This window comes from Streptomyces sp. HUAS MS02 (assembly GCF_055702265.1).
Window position 1 is genome coordinate 9,675,261 of the sequence record NZ_CM146747.1, and the last position, 14,812, is coordinate 9,690,072.

The following is a 14,812-nucleotide window of genomic DNA, read 5'->3' on the forward strand; positions in this document are numbered from 1 at the left end:
GGGAACATCGACGACACGTACGTACATGGATTACGTGTTCCTACCGACGCGATCCTGACAGCTGTGGCGTTTCCTTGCGTTCATGACGACAGCGGGCGGGGAGGCGCGGGTGCCGGGTGGGCGGTGGCCGGGGCGGCGGGGTGGGCCGTGCCGACCGTGACGGTCGGTGCGCCGGCGGGCGTCGGGCTCGCCTTCGCCTGGCTACGGGGGTCTCCTTCCCGCGGAGGCCGGGAGCCGGTGCGGTCAGTGAGGCTGCGCTCCCGTCCGGCAGGGGGCCGGCCGGGCTCCGGCCGGTGCGTCGATCACCCGCGCGTCATATCAACAGGCCCCGCGACCACGGCAGTCCGGCGGGGCGCCCGACCTCATCCTGGGGAACCACATGCGCATACACAGCATCGCGGCGACCGTCCTTTCCGGCGTGGCCGTCCTCTCGACCCTCGTTCTTCCGGGCACCGCCCAGGCGGCGGGGCACTCCGGGGCGGCGAGGGACCTCAGAGCTCTCACCTCCGAGCGCGTCCGGCCGCAGGACGCGGTCGGCGGCACCACCTTCACCAACGGCGTCGTCAACAAGGGCAAGGACGTCGTGCTCGGCGTCACGGGCAAGAAGGCCGTTCCCGTCACCTTCACCGCCTTCGACGAGGAGGGACTGGCCCTCACCCAGGCCTTCCTGTGGCAGGGCACCGACAGTTCGGACACGGACACCATCACCGGCGCCCTGGGGTCGGACGACTACCCCGCCTGCACGGAGACATCCGTCCAGGGCGGCTACCGCTACAGCTGCCGGACGGTCTTCACCATCGACCCCGCCGTCGCCTTCAAGGACGGCAACGGCACCGCGGGGACCTGGAAGCTCTTCCTGGGCGCCTACGACCTCTACGCGAACGTCAGCGTCGACGACGACGTCGCCCGGGCCAAGATCAAGCGTGCGGCGAAGCTGACCACCGACGCCTCCCCGGAACCGGTGACGGCAGGCAGGAACATCAAGGTCACCGGCAAGCTGAGCCGCGCCAACTGGACCACGGGCAAGAACGCGGGATACGCGGACCAGCCGGTGCAGCTCCAGTTCCGCAAGCGGGGCACCAGCACCTACACCACCCTCAAGACGGTCAGGACCAGCAGCAGCGGCACCCTGAGCACCACCACCCGGGCCCGCTCCGACGGTTACTTCCGCTTCGTCTTCGCCGGCACCACCACGACCGGCTCCGCGACCGCCCCCGGCGACTACGTCGACGTCAGGTAGTCGGCCCGGCGTCCCCGAACCGGCCCCCGGCGCGGCGGCGGGCCATCAGCGCGGCCAGGGCCGTACGGGAGGAGACCCCGGTCTTGCGGAACGTGCGGGAGACATGGGTCTCGACGGTGCGCCGACTGACGAACAGCCGGTCCGCGATGGCCTGACTGGTGAGCCCCTGCGCCACCAGTTCGGCTATCTCCAGCTCCCGGACGGTCAAGGTGGCCAGCCGTTCGGTGAGTCCGGCGCGGTCCGGGGAGCCGTACGGCGTCTCCGGGCCGCCTTCGGGCGGGCGGGTGGCGTCGGCGAGGCCGACCAGCATGCCGCTGCCGCCCGCCTCGGCGAGCCGGCGCCCCCTGAGCCAGGCGTGCGTGCCCGCCCGACCGCGGCCCGCCGCCGCGTCGAGCGGGGCGCCGAGCAGCAGGGAGTGGGCCTCCCAGAAGACCGCGCCGCAGCGGGCGCTCTCCGCCGCGGCCTCCGCGAACAGGTCCGCCGCCGCAGCGGTGTCCCCCTGCGCCAGCGGCAGATGGGCGGCGCTGCGCAGCGCGGACGCCCGCTGCATCGGCAGCCCCAGCTGTTCCGCCTCCTTCCGGGCCCGCTCGGCCCAGGCGCGGGCCTCCTCCGGCATCCCTGTCAACAGAGCGGCCGTGACCAGGATTTCCAGGTAGAGCGGCCGCATCGAGGGCTGGATCCGCTGCAGTTCGGGGCCGCCCGCCTGGAGCATCGCGTCCCGGGCCCGGACCGGATCGCCGGCCATGAGCGCGGCCCAGCCGAAGATGCACCAGGCGGTGGAGGCCCACCAGTCGACTCCGCTGCCGGCCGCGGCCACCGCCTCCTCGGCGACGGCGAGGGGGCGTGGATCGCCCGGCGGGCAGCCGGCGACCAGCGCCGCGGCCCTGCTCGCCAGGACGAACGCGAGCAACTGGTCGCTGCCGATCCCGCGCGCGATGTCCTCGGCCCGGTCGGCGAGTTCCAGTGCGGAAGGGATTCGGCAGGTCTGGACCCGGACATGGGACAGGCACAGCAGCAGATGGGGCACGACATAGAGCTGGCCGCTGCGGCGGGCGATGTCCAGGCCGCGCTCGGCGTGCCGCTCCGCGTCCGGGTAGTGCTCCAGGAACGCCTCCGCCCAGCCGAGCCGGGCCAGCGGCTCACACAGCGCGGTGAGGTCGTTGTCCGGCAGGGAGTCGACCAGGGCGGCGGCCTGCCGGGCGAGGTGGTGCGCCGCGCTCATGTTGCCCTCGTAGGCCTCTCCCAGGGCTGCGACGGCGAGGACGCCCGCCTCCCCGACCTCGTCCCCCGTGGACCGGGCCGCCGCGAGGGCCGCCTCGACCTCCGTGCGCACCCGGGCGTAGGAGGTCTCGCTGTCCAGCGGCGCGGCCGAGCCGAGCTCCAGGCCGAGCCGTACCACGTGGGCCGGTGCGGGGTGGCGGGCCAGCTCGCGGCGTAACACCGCGACAGCCTCGGTGGAACGCCCCAGATGACGCTCCACCACCGCGCACAGGACGACCGCGCGCACTCTGAGGCCCTGATCCTCGCCGTCCGTCGGCCCGTCGGGGGACCGCGGTGGGGTGGCGATCAGCTCCTGGAGCAGATCGCGGCTCTCGCGCAGGCCACCGCACGCCGCCAGTGCGCGGGCCCGCCTCAGGATCAACTCCCGGCGCCGGGAGGTGTGTTCGGGGGTGTGCGGGAGGTGGCGCAGCGCCACGTCGAGCCAGTGGGCCGAGCTTGCCGGGGCCGTCCGGGCCGTCTGCGCGGCAGCCTCGTCGAGTACCGCCACCGCCGCCGGGTCCCAGGCGGTCAGCGACCGTTCCACGTGATGGGCCCGCTCGGCGGCCGAGGCGCCGACGCGGGCCAGTTCCCGCGCGGCGAGCCGGTGGATCTCGGCGCGCCTCAAGAAGGGCGTGTTCTCGTGCACGAGGGTGCGCACGACCGGATGCCGCAGGGTCAGCAGGCCCTGTGGGGTGGTGCGCAGCAGGTCGCGGCGGGTGAGCGCGTGGACGTCGTCGGCGAACGCGGCGCCGGGCCGGCCCGTCACATGGCTCACCATCGCGGGGGTGGCGTGCTCGCCCAGGACCGCCACGGCCTCGACGATGCCGCGCCGGGCGGGGGAGAGCACGGTCAGCTCGTCCAGCAGCAGGGTGCCGAGCCCCGGCGGTGCCGAGAACTCGGGCGTCGTACCGTCCCGGCGGGCCTGGAGGAGGGTCAGAAAGTAGAACGGATTGCCCTCGCTCGCGGCGTGCAGCGCGGCGGTCTCGGCGGGCGGCAGACCGGGGCCGGCCAGTTCGGCACAGTCGCCCGCGCTGAGCGGTCGCAGGCCCAGCCTGACGACCGTGCCGGTGTCGACTCCCCGGGTGAGCCCGGCGGCGAGGGACTCGGGCCCCTGCCGGTCCCGGCGTGTCAGGGCCAGGACGACGGGGGCGTGCGGAGGATGCCGTACGAGATGATCCAGCAGCTCCAGTGACGCAGGGTCAGCCCAGTGCAGGTCGTCGAGGGCCAGCAGCAGCCCGGACGGGGCGGCGAGCCGGGCGAGCAGGGCGACCGTGGACCGGTGCAGTCCGAACCGGTCGACCGCACCGCTCCGCCCGAGGAGGGGCGCCACCGCGTCGGTCTCCCGGAGGCCGTCCGGGGCGCCCGGGTCGAGGTGGGCGAGAGCGTCAGCGAACACCTGGAAGGGCACGCGCCGTTCGTACTCCGTGGCCCTGCCGCGCAGGACCGTCATCCCGCGTCGGCGCGCCCGTGCGCAGACCTCGCCCAGCAGTCGGCTCTTGCCGATACCCGCCTCGCCGGTGATGTCGACGATCCGGGAACGCGCGCCGTCGCGGAACTCCTCGCCCTTCGCCGTTCGGCGAGCGCCCGCCGCCGCACGGTCGAGCAGCGCGTCGAACCGGGCGAGTTCGGAGGAGCGTCCCAGCAAGGGGGTTCCGTTCCCGCCCGCCCCAACTTCCGCTTCAGCTGCCACAGTTGCCCCTTCTCTTCACATCCCCCTCACATGTCATTCTCTCCTGTTGATCGTCGCAACCGCCGCGCGGGGGAGTACCGGAACGGACGGAGTCGGGAGTTCCTGCGAGATCACCGACGTCGCCGCCCTGGAGGCCAATCCAGAGGCAGCTGAGGACGCATAAGCATTCGCTGTTCGCGTTCGCCGCTTTCCAGAGCGCACAACAGGCCCTCCGGGAGTACCAGGACTGGAGCAACTGCGCGAGAAGAGCCTGACGGAGCGTCCCGCCGGGCCGCCCCGCCAAAACGCCGCCACATCCGCGTTCGCCCCCAGCCCCCTCCACCTGCAGGTTTCGACACCCGTCGAAAGCCCTGGTGCCACCTTCTCTTGCCCGGACACCCTGGTGACGTCCGCAGGACCTCGTCCTCTTCGCAGAGACAACCGTGAGCCCAGGAGGCCTTTCTTGCATGCACGTGTGAAGATTCTCGGCGCCGTGGCCGCTGCCGTGATGTCCGCGGTCGCACTGCCCGGTTCGGCGTCGGCGGCAGGAACGTCGGTCAGGGCGTGCGGCTACTACGAGACGCAGTCGGACGCGTACTACGGTCACTGCACCAGCGCGCCAGGACCGACCAACGGCGCGTACATCAAAATCGACTGGGACTGGACACCGTTCGACAGCTACCGGTGCGTGCGACCTGGCGAGACCCACCTGGGCTCCACCAGTGACATCGACGGCGCGTATTGGACCGCCGTCTGCACACCGGCATGACGCACAGGCCTGGCGCGCCCCGGGGCCCACACCTCGCCCAGGGGCACGCCAGGCCTTCCCGAAGCACGCCGGGTCCCAGCAAGGCATGCGAGGGGCCGATCAACAGGACGCTGTGAAACGGAGGACCGTACCGCTCTCGAGGCCCAGCCGAAGCCGCCCAGGAGAGTCGCGATCCGCACCTGGTGCTGCTGCGTCACTCAACTCCTGCCCAGAGCCTGCCGCCGATCAACGAGGGCGACGTGCTGAGTACGCGTACTCATGTCCGCCGGAACCCGGGCTGGCAGCCTTCAGCCATGACGAGTGGCAGAGGGGCACTGACGGCATTTCATCTTCTTCTGGTCTGGGCGACGATGACGGCCGCGGTGCCGGTACTCGGCTTCGGGCTCCTGATGACGGGCTGGGGCGGCGGCACCGGTGCGGCCGCGTTGTTCTTCGTGCTGGGCGTGCCGCTGACGGTGCTCCTGCTGACCACGGCGGGCTTACCCGCGAGGTCGGTCGTGCCGTTGTGCGCCTCCACGTCGCGTCCCTACGGCTGGGCGACCCTGGTGTTCGTCCTCGGCACGCTCGGCGTCCTGGCCGGCCTGGCCGCCTACGGCAGCGACGTCGACCTGGGGAGCGTCGGCACACGGATCGCGCTGACGGGGGTGCCGTACGCCGTCGCCGCGGCGTTCTTCGTATCGAGCCGGTGGGTGCGGCTCGGGGCGATGGCCGTGCTGGGCGCAGGCGTGGTCTACGGGGGCTTCGTCGGCCCGGAGCAGGCGCAGCAGCGTCGGCACAGCGCCGAGATCGCGCGGTACCGGGAGAGGCCGGAGCTGCTGTATCTGGGGGACACCCCGCCGGGGATGCAGGTCTCCCGCGCTGTGGTCGGGCCCGGCCGGTTCCATGTCGACTACGGCCCTGCCCAGCCGGACGAGATCGGATACGTGGGCCTGACGGTCCGCTCGCCGCACTCGCCGAAAGCGCGCTGCGCTCTGTTTGTGCAGAAGGACGTGACCTGCACTGTGGACAAGCGGGGCGAGATGCGGATCGTCAGTGATCTCCCCGGCGGGCGCAGCGACATCAGACTGATCCGTCCCCACCACGGCGCTGAGGCCGAAGTCTCCAGCCAGGTGCTCGACGAGCCGGGTCTTCGTCACCTCCTCGACACACTGCACCCGCTGTCCGACGACGAGCTGGAAAAGATGATGCGAGAGAAGACGATCGCCGAGGGCTGAGCGCGCGGCCTGTCGAGTGCGGGGCCGCAGACTCTCCTACGAACCGTCGGCGCTGTCGGCGCCCCAGCGCTCGGAGTCGAGGCCGCCGTCGTTGGCTGCGGTGGCGGTGGCGGTGGCGGTGGCGGTGGCGGTGGCGGTGGCGGTGGCGGTGGCGGTGGCGGTGGCGGTGGCGGTGGCGGCACCTCGATCAGGTTGACGCACGGGACGTCGCCACCGAGCACGCATGTGACTGCTGGATACTGCCCGAGCACGTCACCCACGCGCCGACCACGGCGGCCACGCCCGGCCCGGCCCAGCGCATGCGTGCGCGGAACCGGGTTCTGGCGTCAGCACATGTCACCTTGCCTGCTGGTCGGTCACTTCGCCTGGGCGAGCCAGACCGCGTCGGGACCGGCCGGGAACCGCAGCTGGCCGGTCGTGTCGTGCACGGCTCGCCACACCGCCTCGGCGACATCGGTCTCCTCGGTGAACAGGTCCTGGCCCGTGAAGGAGTCCATGGCCTTCTTCGCCCACGCTGCATAGGGCGCCGGGACCAGCTCGTCCAGTGAGGCGCCGTTCGTCGCCCTGGTGGCGAAGTTCGTCGTCAGGCAGGCGCCTGGCTCGACCGTCTTCGCCTGCACACCGAACGGCGCGAGTTCGAGCGCGAGTGACGAGGTGAACCCCTCGATGGCCATCTTGCTCGCCTTGTAGACGGCTGAGAGCGGCATGTGGCCCAGCACCACGCTGGAGGTCACGTTGACCACCACGCCGGAGCCGCGCTCGCGGAACTGGGGCAGCACCGCCTGCGAGGTCGCCATCACACCAAAGGTGTTGGTCTCGAACACCTCCCGCACCTGGGCCATGGAGGTGCCCTCGAACACACTGATCGAAGGGACGCCCGCATTGTTGACCAGGACGTCGATGGGGCCCGCCGCCTCAAGCGCGGCCGTGATGCTCGCGGGCTTGGTCACGTCGAGTTCGACGACACGGAGCCGGTCCGATTCGGGCAGGACGCCCGCACGGGGAGTGCGCATCGTGGCGATGACGTTCCACCCCTGCGCGTGGAAGTGGAGGGCGGTCGCCCGGCCGTATCCGGACGACGTGCCCGTGATCAGAACTGTCTTCATGCTGTGCTCCTCGGCGATGTGATGGGATCCGCGGAGCGCAGTCACTTTCCTGCTCCGCGGAAGAGCGGGTAATCCCATTGAATCGCTCTGACCTGCAAAAACAGTAGAACTATCCTCTCTCGCTCTTGCATAATCCTCTTCTGTGGCCGCAGTCCCTGCTCAGGGCAGGACACCGGCGGAGGCACGCACGCCATCGCGCAGACGGGCGGCGTCCCGGCTGGGTGGCGCACCGAACTGGCGGCGGTATTCACGGCTGAACTGTGACGGGTTGTCATAGCCGACGCGCTGACCGACCCCGGTGACGTCGCCCGGCCGGGTGGCGAGCAGCAGCCGGGCCTCCTGCAGCCTGATCTGCTTCTGGAACTGGATGGGGCTCATCGCGGTCACCGCCTGGAAGTTGCGGTAGAAGGCGGAGACGCTCATGCCGGAAAGGCGTGCCACGTCCTCGACCCGGAAGGGCTGCGCGTAGTGCTCGCGAATCCAGCGCACGGCCCGGGAGATGTGGCTGAGGCTGCTGTCGGCCAGGCCGAGCTGGCGAACCGTCGCACCCTGCTCGCCGGTGATCAGGCGCCACAGGATCTCGCGCTTGACCAGCGGGGCCAGCACAGCCCGGTCGCAGGGCTCGTCCAGCAGGCGCAGCAGCCGGACCACCGCGTCGAGTATCGGTACCGAAGCGTCGCTGACGGCGATCCCCGACGGTGTGCCTCCACCGGAGCGAGGAGTGTCTCCGGGCCCGGCCTGCAGCAGCAACTCGGCGACGGTGGACGGTTCCAGCACGAGACCGAACCCCAGTGCCGGCAACTCGGGGTCGGCCTGGGTGAACTGTCCGGTGACGGGCAGGTCGACGGATGCGACCAGGTACTGCCCTGGGCCGTACTCGTACACCCGGTCGCCCAGAGCGAGTCGTTTGGCGCCCTGGGCGATGACCGCCAGCACCGTGCCCGTCATCGAGGGCGACGGCGGATCGGACCGGTCGACCTTCGAGATGAGGACGCCGTCGATGGCGGTGGTCCAGTCGGGCCGGGCATGCCGGTCCAGGAGGGTGCGGAGCTCTTCGAGGCACATGCCTCCATTGCAGCACCATTCGCCACCACTGCTCCCATGGTCGAGAGGATCGTGCAACTACGTGGGAGCATCGCTCTAACGTTTTCGCAGGTCACACGGATTGAATGGAATCACCTCACTCTTTCACTGCAGAAGAGAAATCCGTGATCGCCAACTCCGGCTTCATCGCCACCTGACCGCCGAGCCCCGGCTGGGCGACCGGCTTGTCGACCTGCCGCTGACCGGACCGAACGAGGGCAGCCCCGGCGCGACTCTTCTCGCCCGACCGTCCGTCACCACCGAACGAAAGGCAGCACCATGACCACGGCACGACCCGCCCTCGACCCCGAACTGCGTGAACTGCTCGCCGACATGCCCCTGATGAACCAGCTCAGTCCAGAAGTACTCGCGCAACTGCGCCGACTACCGTCAACGCCCATCGAGTCCCTCCTCGCCCACCGGCACGTCGACCGGCTCGAGATCACCGTGCCCGCCAAGGACGGTGCCCCCATCCCCCTGTCCGTCTTCAGCCCCGCCACCGAACGCACCACCGCCGCACCCTGCATCTACTGGATCCACGGCGGCGGAATGGTCATGGGCGACCGCTTCTCCCAGATCGACATCCCGCTGGAGTGGCTCGACCGGTTCGGCGCGGTCGTGGTCTCCGTGGACTACAGACTCGCACCCGAGGCCACCGGCGCCACCCTGGTCGAAGACTGCTACGAAGGACTGCTCTGGGTCGTTGATCACGCCGTCGAGTTGGGCATCGACCCCGCCCGGATCGTCGTCGCGGGCGCCAGCGCGGGCGGCGGCCTCGCCGCCGGAGTCACCCTGCTGGCCCGCGACCTCGGCAGTCCGGCGATCGCCGCGCAGATGCTGATCTGCCCCATGCTCGACCACCGCAACATCAGCGCCTCCAGCCGCCAGTACTCCGGCGTGCCCGGCGTCTGGACCGGTGAGATGAACGCGTTCGGATGGAACTCGGTCCTCGGTGACCTCACCGACGCCGAGGTGTCCGAGTACATCTCACCGGCGTTGGCCGGGGATCTCTCGGGTCTGCCGACCACGTACATCGACACAGGCTCCGCAGAGGTCTTCCGTGACGAGGACACCGACTACGCCAGTCGCATCTGGGCGGTGGGTGGCCAGGCCGAACTCCACGTCTGGGCAGGAGGCTTCCACGGCTTCGACGCCCTGTACCCGCAGGCGCACATCTCGATCACAGCCCGCCGAACCCGCACGGACTGGCTCGCCCGACTCCTCGGACTGCGCGGCACACCGTCTCCTTCGGTGTCCCAGACGCTGAGGGAGCGGCCCGCTCCGCAGCGTTGTCCTTGATCGACGAGAGGATGCCGGGCCTGATGAGCTGCCGACGGTTCAGCGGGCTGTAGTAGACCCAGGCGGTTCCCTCGTCGAGGGACCACTCCTCATGCGGCTGCGGCGCGGAAGAAACCAGGGCGGCCCACCCCGCTCGGCGACGAGATCGCGCACCACGGGCGGATCGCCCAGACCCTGCACATCCTGCGCCTGGCCGACGAGCCCGGCTACCGGCGGCAGATCAAGAGCCAGGCCAACCTCCAAGCGGGCGCCCCGCGTGCCCCGCCTGTCCCCGTTCGTCGGCCGTCACAACGTCCCCTCTCACCGGGCCCAAGGCTGGAGGCGAATCAGGAAACCTGGCCAGGGGCCGCCGCCGCGTCGGCGACCCCTGGGACGGCCGGCTTCGCGGCAGCAGGCGGCGTGCGGTAGGCACGAAGGGGTGCGTTGGTCGCGGCCACGGCGGCGATCGCCAGGAGGGCGGACAGTCCGCCGAAAACCAGCGAGAAGGAGGCGGAGGTGGCCGACGCCAACAGGCCACCACGGAAGTTGCCCAGTTCGGGGCCCGCGACACCGATGACGTGTTCTACCGAGGAAACCCGTCCCCGGTACGCGTCCGGGGTCTCCAACTGGACCAGCGCACTGCGGGTGACGACAGACACGGTGTCGGCGGCACCCGCTACGGCCAGGCATCCGAGCGCCAGCCACAACGGCCCCGCCAGACCGAAACAGGCCAGCGACAGGCCCCAGACACCGGCCGCGGACAGCTGGACCAGGCCGCCACGGCGCCAGCGCGTCACCGTACCGGAGAGCAGACCAGCCGTGATCCCCCCGACCGCGACGGCCGAGAGGAACAGGCCGAGGGTCTGCGGGTTTCCCCCGAAGCGGATCTCGTTGACCAGGGGGAAAAGCGCGATGGGCATGGCGAGCAGCGTTGCGGACAGGTCGGTGGCCATCGAGCCCCACAGCGTCGGACGGCGCAGGACGATCCGCCAACCTCCCCGCTCCGGCCGGCGCCTGCCGCCTGCCGCGCCCGCGCCTTCGGGCCGCATGGCAGGCAGGCGGATCACCGCGAGCATCGAGACTGCCGTGGCCACGGCCTGGGTCGCGTATGCGGCAGGGAGGTCCCAGCGGGCGATGATCAGCCCGGCCATCGCAGGGCCGGTCAGCATCGCCGCCTGGAAGGAGACGTTGGTCAGCGCAAGACCGGCCGCGACCTGGTCGGCCGGCAACAGCCGGACCGGGAAGGTGCGCCGGGCGGGGGCGCCGAGAGCGCCGCAGCTCGTCCCCACGGCTACCAGGGCGAGCAGCAGCAGCACGCTCCGGTTGTCCGCCAGGGCCTGGGCACACAGCCCTGCGGCGGCCAGCAGTTGGCCCGCGGTGGTGGCCCGTACCACCGTACGGCGGTCAAAGGCGTCGGCCAACGTGCCGCCGAGCAGCCCGAACAGCACCATCGGCAGGCCAGTGGCGAGGCCGATGGCACCGGTGCCGACGGGGCTGCCGGTCAGGTCCCAGACCTGGGCCAGCACCGCCACGTTGGCTATCTGTCCACCGACTTGAGAGACCGAGGTGCCGATCCACAGGTCACGAAACGACTGACTGCTCCGCAGAGGGCGGGTGTCGAGGAACCGGGCACGGACGCGCCCCCTCACCGCGGTGGCTCGACGAGGTGGTGGAGGATCCGCTGCCGCATCGACCGGCGTTCCAGGGCCCGCCGCACCTCTTCGACAACGGTGGTCATCGCGTACGGGATCTCGCCGTCCAACTCGGCGACCGTCGCGTGGGTGGCGCGCCATTCCGCCTCCAGGAACGGCACCAGCGACCGCCCGCGCTCGGTGAGGTCGATCCGCCGGGTGCGGGCGTCGGGCCCCGGCTCGGAGGTGACCAGATCCTCCTTGCGCATGGCGGCGATGGTCTGGCTGATCGCGGAGTGCGAGCGGCCCAGGGACTTCGCAAGTTCGCGAATGGTCAGTGGTCCGGTGTGGGCAAGCCTGATCAGCGGATAGGCGAACCGAGGCCGCACCCCCTCGATGCCACGCTCGAGGTAGACCTGCTCGATCTCGGCGTCCATGGCTGCCAGAAGCTCGTGCAGGGAGTGCCAGGGATCGGGGAGCGCTGTGGGATCTGAAGATGTCACAGCGCTAATATAACAGTGCTGCGACAATCGGGCTCGTGATCGAAACCAGGGTCTGCGGCTGTACCGCTGATCCCCCAATTCTGGGAAGGCACCCCGCCCGCGGTCAGCGTGGCGATCGCCCCGCGAGAGCAGGCTGGTGAGAGTCTCGCGAAGCTGCGGGTCGAGCACGCCCCGCCCGCCCCCCTCCCAGCACACTCTGCGCGGAGGTCACCCGGCGCGTACCGCCGGAACTGCGCGTTGTGGGGGGAGTGGGGAAGCCCGAGGTGAGGGCAGGGGTAGGGGCTGCGGTATGCCGCTTGAAGACCTGGAAAACCCTCCGCGACTGCCGCCTGAAGGGCGACGGCGTTCACCACGCCATGCTTGGTATCGCCCGCCTCCACAACCTCGCCCTGACCGGGTAGTGGATCCATGTCGACGGCTGAGAGGAGCACGTCTGAGATCACGTGCGGGACAGCCCTTAGGGCGGCCGCGAGCAGGTAGCCGGCCGCGTCGGCCGCCACCGCCCTCGAGCTGCTCCTCGGGTTCGCGGCCCAGCTCGTCCTGTTCATCGCCGGTGGCCGGTGGTCAGCCGCGCACGTGCAGCCCAAAACCGGTGCGGCCTGCCGGTTCCAGTCCCTGCTTCAGGTGCAGCGAGGGGATCTCGTAGTCGCCGAAGTTCTGGGGTCGGAACGCGATCGGCTCGGTCGACTCCAGGGTGAGCAGGCGCTGCTTCCAGGTCTTGGCGACGTCCGGGTAGTCCTGGGGGGTCATCCGGTCGGTGCCGTAGAGCACGAACGGGGGCAGCACCTCGATGCCCGGGTAGTAGAGGATGCCGTGGTGGATCGGGAACAGCAGGTCGTCGATGGGGCCGTTGATCCCGCGAGGGGCGTAGTGCGACTCCGGGCCGCCGGCGGTCACCGACAGCAGGGCCTTCCTGCCCGCGAGGGTGCCTTCGCCGAAGCGCTCGCCGTACTGGGTGTCGCTGTGCTCACCGACGCCGTACGCGAAGTGGTAGGTGAACACCCGGTCCACCCAGCCCTTGAGGATCGCGGGCATGGTGTACCACCACAACGGGAACTGGAAGATGATCCTGTCGGCCCACAGCAGCTTCTCCTGCTCGGCGCGCACGTCCGGGGTCAGCGTCCCGGCGTCGAAGGCCCGGCCCGAGTCCGCCGCGACCTTCAGGGGGCTTGAGGCATCGGGGCCGTAGTCCGCGGCGTCCACGACCGCCTTCCAGTTCATCGCGTACAGATCGCTCACCCGCACCTCGTGCCCGGCGGTCTCCAGGATGGACACCGCGAGGTCCTTCAGCGAGCTGTTGAGTGACTTCGGCTCCGGGTGTGCGTAGACGATCAGCGTCTTCATGGGAACTCCTGCTCCTTCGGATCGGATGCCTTCGATCCTGGGGGCCGGGGCGCCCGGCGTTCAGGGGCTCCTCTTCCGTCGGACGGGACTTCCTGGTACCGGCAGGGCCACCCTCACGGGCGCCGGCGCGGCCATACTTCGGTGCATGGACGACCTCGCCAGCTTCCTGCGGACCCGGCGTTCCCGGGTCGACCCGGCCGCCGTCGGCATCCCGACCGACAGCCGCCGCCGGGTCGAAGGGCTGCGCCGCGAAGAGGTCGCGCACCTGTCCGGAGTCAGCGTCGACTACTACGTACGCCTCGAGCAGGGCCGCGCGACCCAGCCGTCCGAGCAGGTCCTCGACGCGCTCGCCCGCGTCCTCGGCCTCGACGAGACCGAACGCGGGCACCTCGACCGGCTCGCCCGGCAGCGTCGCCGCCGCGCGAAGGCGCCGGTCGGGCGGGTCCGGCCGGAGCTGGTGCGCGTCCTCGACATGGTCGCCGACGCACCCGCGATGATCATGAACCACCGCCTGGACGTGCTCGCCGGGAACCGCCTCGCCGTGCTCCTCTTCGGCCGGCCGATGCCGGGCCTGAACATCGCCCGGCACATCTTCCTCGAGGAGGCCGAACGCGGCCTCTACGCGGACTGGGAGGCATGCACCCTCGACGTGGTCGGGCACCTGCGCCTGGCCGCAGGCAAATACCCCGAGGACCCCCAACTGGCTCTGCTCATCGGCGAGCTGTCGCTGGGCAGCGAGCGCTTTCGCCGCCTCTGGGCCCGCGCGGACGTACGCGCCCGCACACACGGACGCAAGGCGTACCGGCACCCGCTGGTCGGACTGCTGGAACTGCACCAGGAGAACTTCGCACTACCGGACGAATCAAGCACGGAGCTGCTCGTATTCTCCGCGGCCCCCGGTACTCCCGCCGAGGACGGTCTGCGCCTGCTCGCGGGCCTGGGCACGGGCAGCGGTGACACGCATCCCACAGTGAACGCTCAGATCCGCGAGTAACCCAACAACGCCCAGGCGACGAACCGAGATCGCGCCGACGCAGCGACTCAGGGTGGTGTCTCTGGCTGCAGGCCGGGGCCGAGCACGGGGTGTTCCTCTGCTTCGGGTTGCGCAGGCATGACGGATGCTCTCCGCAGGAAGGGTGATGCAAATGTGTGGCCGCCACCGTACGGCCCACCATGGGCCCCCACCGCCAACGCCGCGACGAGCGTCCACTGCCACCGGGCTACCGCCCGACCATCAATACACCCAGCGCCAACTGGATCTGAGAACAGCGGAATTGACTACCTGGCCGAGGAACTCGGATCAGATTCAGGGGTCCGTCAATGCCGGACCCTCATGGCACCCGTCAGTCGAATGGGCACGATCGAACGCGTGACTAAGCCGTGGACCAGCAGTCGGCGGATGGAGCGAGGGCCGGCCGTGCAGTGCGGCCAGCTCATTGCTGCGTACGGAAGCCGGCCCCCGGCCCACTGACCCAGGATTTGCGGCACCCGTGGGAGAAGCCAGCCGCACCAAACCGGATCACCCCCGCCCGGGTCCGCCGGACCTTTCGAAAACCCTCCACCAGCACCTGCTTGGAGGCGATGGGTCTGCCGTGCGGTGGTGGTGGCCCGTGGCGGGGCCGTCGGTGCGTTCCGTCAACCCGCGCTCACCAGCTGATCAGTACTTCCCGCACGCCGGGGGACCTCAGGCCGGGTCTTTTCGAGTCAGCGCAGAT

The 14,812-nt window shown here is 70.6% G+C and carries 12 protein-coding genes and 2 pseudogenes; 7 read left to right on the forward strand and 7 right to left on the reverse strand.

Going from position 1 to position 14,812, the window contains the following annotated elements; all coding sequences use genetic code 11:
• Window positions 1-379 precede the first annotated feature (379 nt).
• The gene (locus tag ACZ9QC_RS41830) at window positions 380-1,240 is read left to right on the forward strand and encodes a hypothetical protein (RefSeq protein ID WP_472917908.1); all 861 of its coding nucleotides are present in this window, start codon (window positions 380-382) and stop codon (window positions 1,238-1,240) included.
• On the opposite strand, the gene ACZ9QC_RS41835 is transcribed toward ACZ9QC_RS41830, so the two are convergent.
• Window positions 1,233-4,145 carry a helix-turn-helix transcriptional regulator gene (locus ACZ9QC_RS41835; protein WP_472917909.1) on the reverse strand — a complete coding sequence of 971 codons (2,913 nt, stop codon included), beginning with the start codon at window positions 4,143-4,145 and terminating at the stop codon, window positions 1,233-1,235. The genes ACZ9QC_RS41830 and ACZ9QC_RS41835 overlap by 8 nt on opposite strands.
• 487 nt (window positions 4,146-4,632) lie before the next feature.
• On the opposite strand from ACZ9QC_RS41835, the gene ACZ9QC_RS41840 reads away from it, so the two are divergent.
• The gene (locus ACZ9QC_RS41840) at window positions 4,633-4,938 is read left to right on the forward strand and encodes a DUF6355 family natural product biosynthesis protein (RefSeq protein WP_472917910.1); all 306 of its coding nucleotides are present in this window, start codon (window positions 4,633-4,635) and stop codon (window positions 4,936-4,938) included.
• 293 nt (window positions 4,939-5,231) lie between these two features.
• On the forward strand, window positions 5,232-6,152 hold the full coding sequence (locus tag ACZ9QC_RS41845; protein WP_472917911.1) for a hypothetical protein: 921 nt from the start codon (window positions 5,232-5,234) through the stop codon (window positions 6,150-6,152).
• Between the two features lie 36 nt (window positions 6,153-6,188).
• Here the strand turns inward: ACZ9QC_RS41845 and ACZ9QC_RS41850 are convergent, their stop codons facing one another.
• The 3 genes from ACZ9QC_RS41850 to ACZ9QC_RS41860 form a co-directional block, all read right to left on the reverse strand.
• Window positions 6,189-6,353: a hypothetical protein gene (locus tag ACZ9QC_RS41850; RefSeq protein WP_472917912.1), complete on the reverse strand. Its 165-nt coding sequence runs from the start codon at window positions 6,351-6,353 to the stop codon at window positions 6,189-6,191.
• 155 nt (window positions 6,354-6,508) lie between these two features.
• Window positions 6,509-7,258 carry an SDR family oxidoreductase gene (locus tag ACZ9QC_RS41855; RefSeq protein ID WP_472917913.1) on the reverse strand — a complete coding sequence of 250 codons (750 nt, stop codon included), beginning with the start codon at window positions 7,256-7,258 and terminating at the stop codon, window positions 6,509-6,511.
• 159 nt (window positions 7,259-7,417) lie between these two features.
• On the reverse strand, window positions 7,418-8,323 hold the full coding sequence (locus tag ACZ9QC_RS41860) for an AraC family transcriptional regulator (RefSeq protein ID WP_472917914.1): 906 nt from the start codon (window positions 8,321-8,323) through the stop codon (window positions 7,418-7,420).
• A gap of 297 nt (window positions 8,324-8,620) precedes the next feature.
• Between ACZ9QC_RS41860 and ACZ9QC_RS41865 the strand changes: the two genes are divergently transcribed.
• Window positions 8,621-9,640 carry an alpha/beta hydrolase gene (locus ACZ9QC_RS41865; RefSeq protein ID WP_472917915.1) on the forward strand — a complete coding sequence of 340 codons (1,020 nt, stop codon included), beginning with the start codon at window positions 8,621-8,623 and terminating at the stop codon, window positions 9,638-9,640.
• A 111-nt stretch (window positions 9,641-9,751) separates the two neighbouring features.
• Window positions 9,752-9,889 (forward strand): annotated as a pseudogene (locus ACZ9QC_RS41870) (Tn3 family transposase); the annotation flags it as partial.
• A 77-nt stretch (window positions 9,890-9,966) separates the two neighbouring features.
• Here the strand turns inward: ACZ9QC_RS41870 and ACZ9QC_RS41875 are convergent.
• On the reverse strand, window positions 9,967-11,268 hold the full coding sequence (locus ACZ9QC_RS41875) for an MFS transporter (protein WP_472917916.1): 1,302 nt from the start codon (window positions 11,266-11,268) through the stop codon (window positions 9,967-9,969).
• On the reverse strand, window positions 11,265-11,753 hold the full coding sequence (locus ACZ9QC_RS41880; RefSeq protein ID WP_472917917.1) for a MarR family winged helix-turn-helix transcriptional regulator: 489 nt from the start codon (window positions 11,751-11,753) through the stop codon (window positions 11,265-11,267). The genes ACZ9QC_RS41875 and ACZ9QC_RS41880 overlap by 4 nt, the downstream gene beginning before the upstream one ends.
• Window positions 11,754-12,013: 260 nt before the next feature.
• On the opposite strand from ACZ9QC_RS41880, the pseudogene ACZ9QC_RS41885 reads away from it, so the two are divergent.
• A pseudogene (locus tag ACZ9QC_RS41885) lies at window positions 12,014-12,154 on the forward strand (IS5/IS1182 family transposase); the annotation flags it as partial.
• A 163-nt stretch (window positions 12,155-12,317) separates the two neighbouring features.
• Here the strand turns inward: ACZ9QC_RS41885 and ACZ9QC_RS41890 are convergent.
• Window positions 12,318-13,097, reverse strand: coding sequence for an NAD(P)H-dependent oxidoreductase (locus ACZ9QC_RS41890; RefSeq protein ID WP_472917918.1), 780 nt, complete (start codon window positions 13,095-13,097; stop codon window positions 12,318-12,320).
• A 145-nt stretch (window positions 13,098-13,242) separates the two neighbouring features.
• On the opposite strand from ACZ9QC_RS41890, the gene ACZ9QC_RS41895 reads away from it, so the two are divergent.
• Window positions 13,243-14,091, forward strand: coding sequence for a helix-turn-helix transcriptional regulator (locus ACZ9QC_RS41895; RefSeq protein WP_472917919.1), 849 nt, complete (start codon window positions 13,243-13,245; stop codon window positions 14,089-14,091).
• The last annotated feature ends 721 nt before the right edge of the window (window positions 14,092-14,812 follow it).

Excerpts from the sequence above, each read along its gene's own strand:
- ACZ9QC_RS41830 (WP_472917908.1), top strand. The coding sequence starts at position 380 with ATGCGCATACACAGCATCGCGGCGACCGTCCTTTCCGGCGTGGCCGTC.
- ACZ9QC_RS41845 (WP_472917911.1), top strand. The coding sequence starts at position 5,232 with ATGACGAGTGGCAGAGGGGCACTGACGGCATTTCATCTTCTTCTGGTC.
- ACZ9QC_RS41855 (WP_472917913.1), bottom strand. The coding sequence starts at position 7,258 with ATGAAGACAGTTCTGATCACGGGCACGTCGTCCGGATACGGCCGGGCG.
- ACZ9QC_RS41860 (WP_472917914.1), bottom strand. The coding sequence starts at position 8,323 with ATGTGCCTCGAAGAGCTCCGCACCCTCCTGGACCGGCATGCCCGGCCC.
- ACZ9QC_RS41865 (WP_472917915.1), top strand. The coding sequence starts at position 8,621 with ATGACCACGGCACGACCCGCCCTCGACCCCGAACTGCGTGAACTGCTC.
- ACZ9QC_RS41890 (WP_472917918.1), bottom strand. The coding sequence starts at position 13,097 with ATGAAGACGCTGATCGTCTACGCACACCCGGAGCCGAAGTCACTCAAC.
- ACZ9QC_RS41895 (WP_472917919.1), top strand. The coding sequence starts at position 13,243 with ATGGACGACCTCGCCAGCTTCCTGCGGACCCGGCGTTCCCGGGTCGAC.